The sequence below is a fragment of the Immundisolibacter sp. genome, assembly GCF_041601295.1.
In the GTDB taxonomy this organism is placed as follows: Bacteria; Pseudomonadota; Gammaproteobacteria; order Immundisolibacterales; family Immundisolibacteraceae; genus Immundisolibacter.
Genome location: NZ_JBFIII010000126.1, coordinates 1 through 6,691, shown reverse-complemented (window position 1 = coordinate 6,691; position 6,691 = coordinate 1). Strand labels below are relative to the sequence as shown.

Sequence of the window (6,691 nt, the reverse complement as noted above, 5' to 3'; positions counted from 1 at the left end):
GGATCAGCTTGACCAACTCTTCGGTCAGGTTGACGTTGGAGTCCTCCAGCGCTCCGGACTGCACCGTGCCCAGGCGCGCTGACCCCCCGGTACCCACCAGCGGAATGCCGGAGGCGAACGTTTCGACCCAGGCGTTGTTACCGGCCTGGCGCAAACCCTGCGGGTTGGCGAAGTTGGCCATTGCAAGCTGCCCCATCTGACGCGACTGACCGTTGGTGTAACGGGCAAACACACGACCGGTTTCGTCGATCGAGATGGTCGACAGTCGACCCGTGGTGTAGCCGTCCTGGTCCAGCGCGTTGACGCTGTAGGTGTCGCCGAACTGTGTGGTCGGGGTCGGACCCGAATAGTTCAGCGTGAGAGTCAGCGGTGCGGCGCCAGCAATGGCGAACGGATCGTAGGCCACCACCCCGGAGGCCGGGGTCAGAATCTTGCCGTCAGTGCCGAAGGTGATCACACCGCCCGCGGTCGGCGTCACTTCCGTACCGTCCACCAACAGGTGCGTGTCATAGGTGTTGACCCCGGTTTTGACGCTGTACAGCACCCCGTTGTGGGAGTTGCCCAGCGAATCGTAGAAGGTCATCGAAGTCGAGTTGGTGTAGCTGCCGGCAACCGTCGGATCGAACGGGATGGCCACGACCGCAGCCGTGGCGCGCATATTGATGCCAACCGTGACGCTGCCGGTCGCCTTTGGCTCCACGTCCGAGGTATCGATCTGCAGCGGTACCGGCGTGCCCGATGCCAGGCCGGCGGCGTCCACGTTGAACGCCATCAGTTGCTGCGCGGCGTTGTTGGTGACAAAGCCGGAGCGATCCACCCCGAATGCCCCGGCGCGGCTGTATACGGTGCCGGAACTGTCGCTGAGCATGAAAAATCCACCGCCATTGATGGCAAGGTCGAAATTGTTGTTGGTGGACTTGACGTTGCCCTGATCGAACTGTTGCGAGATGGCTGCCGTGCGCACGCCGCGGGCAATCGCCAGCGATGACACGCCCAGGTCAAAGCCAGTGGCGATATCCGAGAACTCGGCCCGCGACTGCTTGAAGCCCGTCGTGTTGACGTTGGCGATATTGTTGCTCGCGACGTCTAGCTGCGTGGTTGCCGCGTTAAGGCCACTGATTGCTGTTTCAAATGCCATGGAATCGCTCCTTCAAATGACCCTTTGGGCCGTTACATCACCTGCCTGACGGCGCTCAAATCAGTGGCGCCGTAACCGTTCAAAATCAACTGCGCACCCTGCCCGTCACTGCCGAACAGCACGCTGTCCACGCGGCCCACGGCCAATGCGGGAACCGCCTGGCCGTTACCGGGGTCGGCATAGACGCGGTAGCGTCCAGGCATGGCCCCGGTGCCGTCCGCCTGGCTTCCGTCCCAGGCAAAGCGAACCATGCCCGCGGGCTGCGCCCCCAGGCTCACCTGGCGCACCAGACGCCCGGCCTGGTCGTAAATCGTGATATTCAGATCCGGCGCATCGGCCGGCAGGTTGACCGCGCCTTGCAGCGCGCCGCCAATCGGCAGCAGCGAGGACTCTCCATCCAGCAGCACCTCGCGGCCGACCAGTTGCGCAATTTCCGCAGCGCGGCTGGAGTTCAGGCTGCGCGATAGCTCGGCAACCTGTTTCCCCAGATCGCTGATGCCGGTGACGGTGCTCAGCTGGGCCATCTGAGCCACCATTTCGTTGGCGTCCAGCGGCTTGGTCGGATCCTGATTTCGCAGCTGCGTGGACAGCAGCGTCATGAAGTCATCCTGGTTCAGGACCGTGCGCCGCTCCTTGGGCGGGGTCAGCGAGTCGCTGCTACGCAGGTTGGTCGCAGCCAGGCTATCGGTGGAAAACATCAGCTATCCCCCAGGCGCAGCGTGCGCTGAATAAGATCCTGGACCGTGCTCAGTGCCTGCGCGGCGCTCTCGTAGGAGCGCGAGGCCGAGATCATGTCGGCCATCTGCTCCACCGGCCGCACGTTGCTGTAGTAGACGTAACCCTGCGGATCGGCCAGCGGGTGACCGGGCTGGTATTCCGCCCGTGGCGGTTCCTGGCTGATGGCAATGCCTTTCACCTGCACGCCACTGGCGGGCGCGTTGCGCTGCGCCGCATCCAGAACCGCCGCGAATACCGGCACCCGCGCCTGGTACGCCTGCTCCGGCGAACCGGCCGCCTGGTCGGCATTGGCAAGATTGCTGGCCACCGTGTTCAAACGCACGGTCTGGGCGGAAAGCGCCGACCCCAGCGTGCCAAACAGTCCAAAATCACTCATAGCGTCAATCCCCTCGTAGCGCGGTCATCAACCCGCGGATACGGCCATTCAGAAACGTCAGGCTGGCCAGATAGCGATTCGAGTTCTCGCTGAACGCCGCCTGTTCGGTGGCCACATCTACCGTGTTGCCGTCGAGCGAGGGCTGCAGCGGCACCCGAAAACGCAGTTGCGTCTCAGCCCCCTGATCCAGGCTGCCGATATGTGAGGCATTGGTAATCGCCAGCGGCGACTTCGCGCCATGCGCTGCCTGCAGCGCCTGCTTGAAATCCACGTCACGCGCCTTGAAACCGGGCGTGTCGGCATTCGCCAGATTGGCGGCCAGTATCTGAGAGCGCTCGGCGCGTAGCTGTATTGCCTGGCCATGTATGCCGAAGGCTTGGTCGATGATGTTAGCCATGCCGAACTCCGCGGCGTCTGCTGTTGCGTCGGCATAATGCAAACGCCGGGCCAACTGCACGAAATCCCTTGTAAACAGGCCATCCACAGCCATTAGCGAATTTACGGCAGACCCCAAACCTGCCGTTTGGCAAGCATTTGCCGGTATGGCGGCGACGGATTGCCGACGTTACCGGCCCGCTCGACGTCGACCACGCCCGCCCGCGAGATCGAAAACACCTCCCCACAGCGCGTGGCATGGCACGTGCTAGATCACTACTGATCTCGGAACGCGCGATCGCCGGGCATGGCTTAAGGAGATTGGAAGATGAAGCAAGCAATCAAGCGGGTCTGCTGGCCATTTCTGGCGCTGACCGCGCTGTTCGTGAGCGGCGCCGCTCAGGCCCTGCAAGACCCGGCCAAGCTGGTTGTGGCGGCGCGTGACGCCGCCTTGACGGCGGCGCGCGAGGTCGGCGTCAACAATCCGACGGCAACGGTTGCCCGACCCGACCCAAGGCTACGCCTGGCCGATTGCCTGCAACCCCTGACAGGCCGCGTGACGGGCACCCCGCGCCTGCCCGGACGCGCCCTGGTCCAGGTCGCCTGCGAGGCCACGCCGGGCTGGTCCATCCATTTGCCGGTCAGCGTGCAGGCAAAGGCCGGCGTACTGGTGGCGGCCCGGGCACTGCCCCGCGGTCACCGCATCAAAGCCGGCGACCTGCGTCAGCAAACCATGGAACTGGGTGCCCTGAATGGCCAGTACCTGCTGGATCAGGCACAAGCCCAGGGGCAGGCCCTGCGGCGCAGCCTCGGCGTGGGCGAGCGGCTTACCCCGAACGTCCTTCAAGCCCCGGTGCTGGTGCGCCGCGGCGAGTCGGTCCTGATGCAACTGCAAGGAAACAATTTCGTTATTCAGGCCAGCGGCCGCGCGCTCGGCAACGGCGCCGCCGGTGACCGGGTGGATATCGAAAACCTGCACACAAAGCGTGTCGTGCATGGCACCGTTACCGGCGATGGCCGGGTAACGGTGGAATTTTGACAGCAATGCTAAAGTTCTTCGCGACAGTGACGATAACTGGTCATCCGCCGCATTAGCAGTGGCTGTAGCTAAGGTAGAACACCATGGAAATAAGGTCCACGCCCGTGATTCCGGAAAACCTGAAGGTCGATTCCGCGCCGGGTCGCGCCAGCGCGCACGAGAGCACGCAGGCTCCCCGCGCCCAATCCGCCGACGACAGCGTCAACCTCACCGAAGGTGCCCGTCAATTGCAGGACGTCCAAACCCTGGTAGCCGGCACGCCGGTCGTGAACAGTGAACGGGTGGCCGCGCTGCGCGCCGCCATCACCGACGGCAGTTATCAGATCGACCCGCACCGCGTTGCGGACAACTTCCTGCGTCAAGAGCAGGCGGCTCAGGAATAGACCGTGAATAGCTCGCTGCCTGCCGACCCGTCGCCAATGGCATCCGGCCACGAGACCCTGGTCGCCCTGGCCGACCTGCTGGAGCAGGAGTACGCGGCGTTCAAACAGGCCGACGGCGCAGCGGTGACGGCTATTGCTGCGACCAAGCGCCGCCTGACCGAAACCCTGAGCAGGCTGGAGACCACGTCAGACGGACAAATCGAACCGGCCGACAGCCCCCGTCAGGAGCAGACGGCCGACCTGGCCCGGCACTGCCGGGACCTTAACCGGCGCAACGGCCAACTGCTGGCCCTGCAACAGGGCATGCTCACGCGCGCCATGCGCGTGCTGATGGGCACCGAGCAAAGCCCGGCGTTATACAGCGCCAGTGGCGAATCCCGCCCGCAGGTAGGCAGCCGCCACATCGCCAGCGTCTAGGGTTTCTGATTCAGGCGTCCGACTGTAATCGCGACAGGCATCTTCCCGGCTCACGCCAACGCCTTACTGACCACCTCGTACAGGTCTTTGGACAACTTGGGCGTCGCGGCCAGGCGTTCGAGCTGCGCACGCATAAGCACCTGGCGCGTCGGTTCGTAGCGGCGCCAGCGGGCCAGGGCCTGAACCAGGCGTGCCGCCAGCATGGGGTTGAAGCCGTCGATGGCCAGCACCTGATCGGCCAGAAAGACATATCCGGCGCCGTCTGCGGCATGGAAGCGTGCCGGGTTGCCGTGAACCAAGGCGCCGACCAGGGCGCGAACCCGGTTCGGGTTGCGCGGCGCGTAGGCCGGGTGGGTCAGCAGGGCCTTGACGTCGTCCAGCGCCTGCGCCCGGCGCGAGCCGGCCTGCACGCTGAACCAGCGGTCCAGCACCAGCGCCTCGCCCTTCCAGCGTTGGTAGAAGGCGGCCAGCGCCTGTTCGCGTTCGGGGGCTTCCAGCTGCGCCAGCAGCGCCAGGGCGGCGTTGCTGTCGGTCATGTTGTCGGCGGCCTGGAACTGCGCGAAGCACAGGCCGGCGCCGATGTCGTCGAGTTCGGCCAGATACCCCAGGCACAGGTTACGCAGGCTGCGGCGACCGGCTTCCGCGCCCTCGAAGTGATAGGGGCCGGTCGGCGCGAGCGCCTGATAGCGCGCCAGCAGCGGCTCGCGCAGACCCTCTGCCAGCGCCAGGCGCAGGAAGCGACGCACGTCGTGGATGGCCTGCGGATCGACCACGTCGAGTTCGCCGGCGATGAAGGTCTCCGACGGCAGCGTGAGCAGCTCGGTCACCAGGGCCGGATCGAGGCTCTCGTCGGCCAGGCAGCGTTGCACCGCACGCAGCAGGCCGGCGTCCAGCGACAGGGCTTCGCCGCTGGCATGCGCTGCCAGCAGACGACGTATCAAGCGCAGGTAGAGCTGCTGGCCGGCCTCGTAGCGGGCATAGGCGTCGGTGTCGTGCGCCAGCAGGTGGGCGAGTTCGGCATCGTCAAGATCGACATCCAGGCGCACCGGGGCCGAGAAGCCGCGCAGCAGCGACGGCACTGGCGCGGCGGGCAGGTCCTCGAACACGAAGGTCTGCTCGGCCTCGCGCAGCTGAAGCACGCGTTGCGTACCGACCGACGCGCCCTCCCCTTCAAGGCGCAGCGGCAGTTCGCGACCGTCCGCACCCAGCAGGCCGAGCGCGACCGGAATCGGCAGCGGCTGTTTGTCCGGCTGCCCCGGCGTGGGCGGCGTGTGCTGGCGCAAGGTCAGGTAAAGGCGCTGCTGGTCGGCGTCGTGACGACGCGTGATGGTCACCTGCGGCGTACCGGCCTGGCGGTACCAGCCCATGAACGGCTCAAGATCGATGCCGTTGGCATCGGCCAGCGCGGCAACGAAGTCCTCCACCGTGACCGCCTGCCCGTCGTGGCGGGCAAAGTAGCGGTCCATGCCGCGCCGGAAGCCGTCCACGCCCAGCAGCGTGTGCAGCATGCGCACCACCTCGGCGCCCTTCTGGTAAACGGTGCTGGTGTAGAAGTTGTTGATCTCGACGTAGGCCTCCGGGCGCACCGGGTGGGCCAGCGGGCCGCCATCCTCGGCAAACTGCACGGTACGCAGGCCGCGCACGTCGGCAATGCGCTTGACCGCCGGCGAGCCCATGTCGGCCGAGAACTGCTGGTCGCGGAATACCGTCAGGCCTTCCTTGAGGCTGAGCTGGAACCAGTCGCGGCACGTGACGCGGTTGCCCGTCCAGTTGTGGAAGTACTCGTGGGCGATCACACCTTCGATTGCCGCGAAATCGCTGTCGGTCGCGGTGGCCTGGGTCGCCAGCACGTATTTCGTGTTGAAGATGTTCAGGCCCTTGTTTTCCATCGCGCCCATGTTGAAGTCGCTGGTGGCCACCACCATGAAACGCTCCAGGTCCAGCGGCAGGCCGAAACGTGCCTCGTCCCAGGCGATGGACGCCATCAGCGAATTCATCGCGTGTTCAGTCTTGCCCAGGTCGCCGCGGCGCACGTAGATCTCGAGCAGGTGCTCCTTGCCGGCACGCGAGATGATGCGCTGCTGGCGCGACTCCAGCTGGCCGGCCACCAGCGCAAACAGGTAACACGGCTTGCGGTGCGGGTCGCCCCAGCGCGCAAAGTGGCGTCCGGTATTGCCGTCGCCGGTCAGGTCGCCATGCTCGACCAGGTTGCCGTTGGACAGCAG

At 65.5% G+C, this 6,691-nt stretch carries 8 protein-coding genes; 3 read left to right on the top strand and 5 right to left on the bottom strand.

All coding sequences use genetic code 11. The features are described from left to right. The 4 genes from ABZF37_RS13035 to flgB form a co-directional block, all read right to left on the bottom strand. Positions 1-1,138 (bottom strand): flagellar hook protein FlgE (locus ABZF37_RS13035; RefSeq protein ID WP_372720615.1); only part of this gene is annotated, 1,138 nt, incomplete at its 3' end. Positions 1,139-1,170: 32 nt separating this feature from the next. Next, a complete protein-coding gene (locus tag ABZF37_RS13030) occupies positions 1,171-1,836 on the bottom strand; it encodes a flagellar hook assembly protein FlgD (protein ID WP_372720613.1) in 666 nt (221 codons plus the stop codon). Then, the gene (flgC, locus tag ABZF37_RS13025; RefSeq protein WP_372720611.1) at positions 1,836-2,252 is read right to left on the bottom strand and encodes a flagellar basal body rod protein FlgC; all 417 of its coding nucleotides are present in this window, start codon (positions 2,250-2,252) and stop codon (positions 1,836-1,838) included. Before flgC ends, ABZF37_RS13030 begins: the two co-directional genes overlap by 1 nt. Positions 2,253-2,256: 4 nt before the next feature. After that, positions 2,257-2,649: a flagellar basal body rod protein FlgB gene (gene flgB, locus ABZF37_RS13020; protein WP_372720609.1), complete on the bottom strand. Its 393-nt coding sequence runs from the start codon at positions 2,647-2,649 to the stop codon at positions 2,257-2,259. Between the two features lie 306 nt (positions 2,650-2,955). Between flgB and flgA the strand changes: the two genes are divergently transcribed. The 3 genes from flgA to ABZF37_RS13005 all read left to right on the top strand — a co-directional run bounded on the left by flgA (position 2,956) and on the right by ABZF37_RS13005 (position 4,466). Next, a complete protein-coding gene (gene flgA, locus ABZF37_RS13015; protein WP_372720607.1) occupies positions 2,956-3,666 on the top strand; it encodes a flagellar basal body P-ring formation chaperone FlgA in 711 nt (236 codons plus the stop codon). Between the two features lie 83 nt (positions 3,667-3,749). After that, positions 3,750-4,049: a flagellar biosynthesis anti-sigma factor FlgM gene (gene flgM, locus ABZF37_RS13010; protein ID WP_372720605.1), complete on the top strand. Its 300-nt coding sequence runs from the start codon at positions 3,750-3,752 to the stop codon at positions 4,047-4,049. A gap of 3 nt (positions 4,050-4,052) precedes the next feature. Further along, positions 4,053-4,466 (top strand): flagella synthesis protein FlgN, encoded by a 414-nt coding sequence (locus tag ABZF37_RS13005; protein ID WP_372720603.1) that lies wholly within the window; start codon positions 4,053-4,055, stop codon positions 4,464-4,466. 50 nt (positions 4,467-4,516) lie between these two features. Here ABZF37_RS13005 and pepN read toward each other — a convergent pair. Next, positions 4,517-6,691: aminopeptidase N (pepN, locus tag ABZF37_RS13000; protein WP_372720601.1), on the bottom strand; the 2,175-nt coding region annotated here is incomplete at its 5' end.

Excerpts from the sequence above, each read along its gene's own strand:
- ABZF37_RS13030 (WP_372720613.1), bottom strand. The coding sequence starts at position 1,836 with ATGTTTTCCACCGATAGCCTGGCTGCGACCAACCTGCGTAGCAGCGAC.
- flgC (WP_372720611.1), bottom strand. The coding sequence starts at position 2,252 with ATGAGTGATTTTGGACTGTTTGGCACGCTGGGGTCGGCGCTTTCCGCC.
- flgB (WP_372720609.1), bottom strand. The coding sequence starts at position 2,649 with ATGGCTAACATCATCGACCAAGCCTTCGGCATACATGGCCAGGCAATA.
- flgA (WP_372720607.1), top strand. The coding sequence starts at position 2,956 with ATGAAGCAAGCAATCAAGCGGGTCTGCTGGCCATTTCTGGCGCTGACC.
- flgM (WP_372720605.1), top strand. The coding sequence starts at position 3,750 with ATGGAAATAAGGTCCACGCCCGTGATTCCGGAAAACCTGAAGGTCGAT.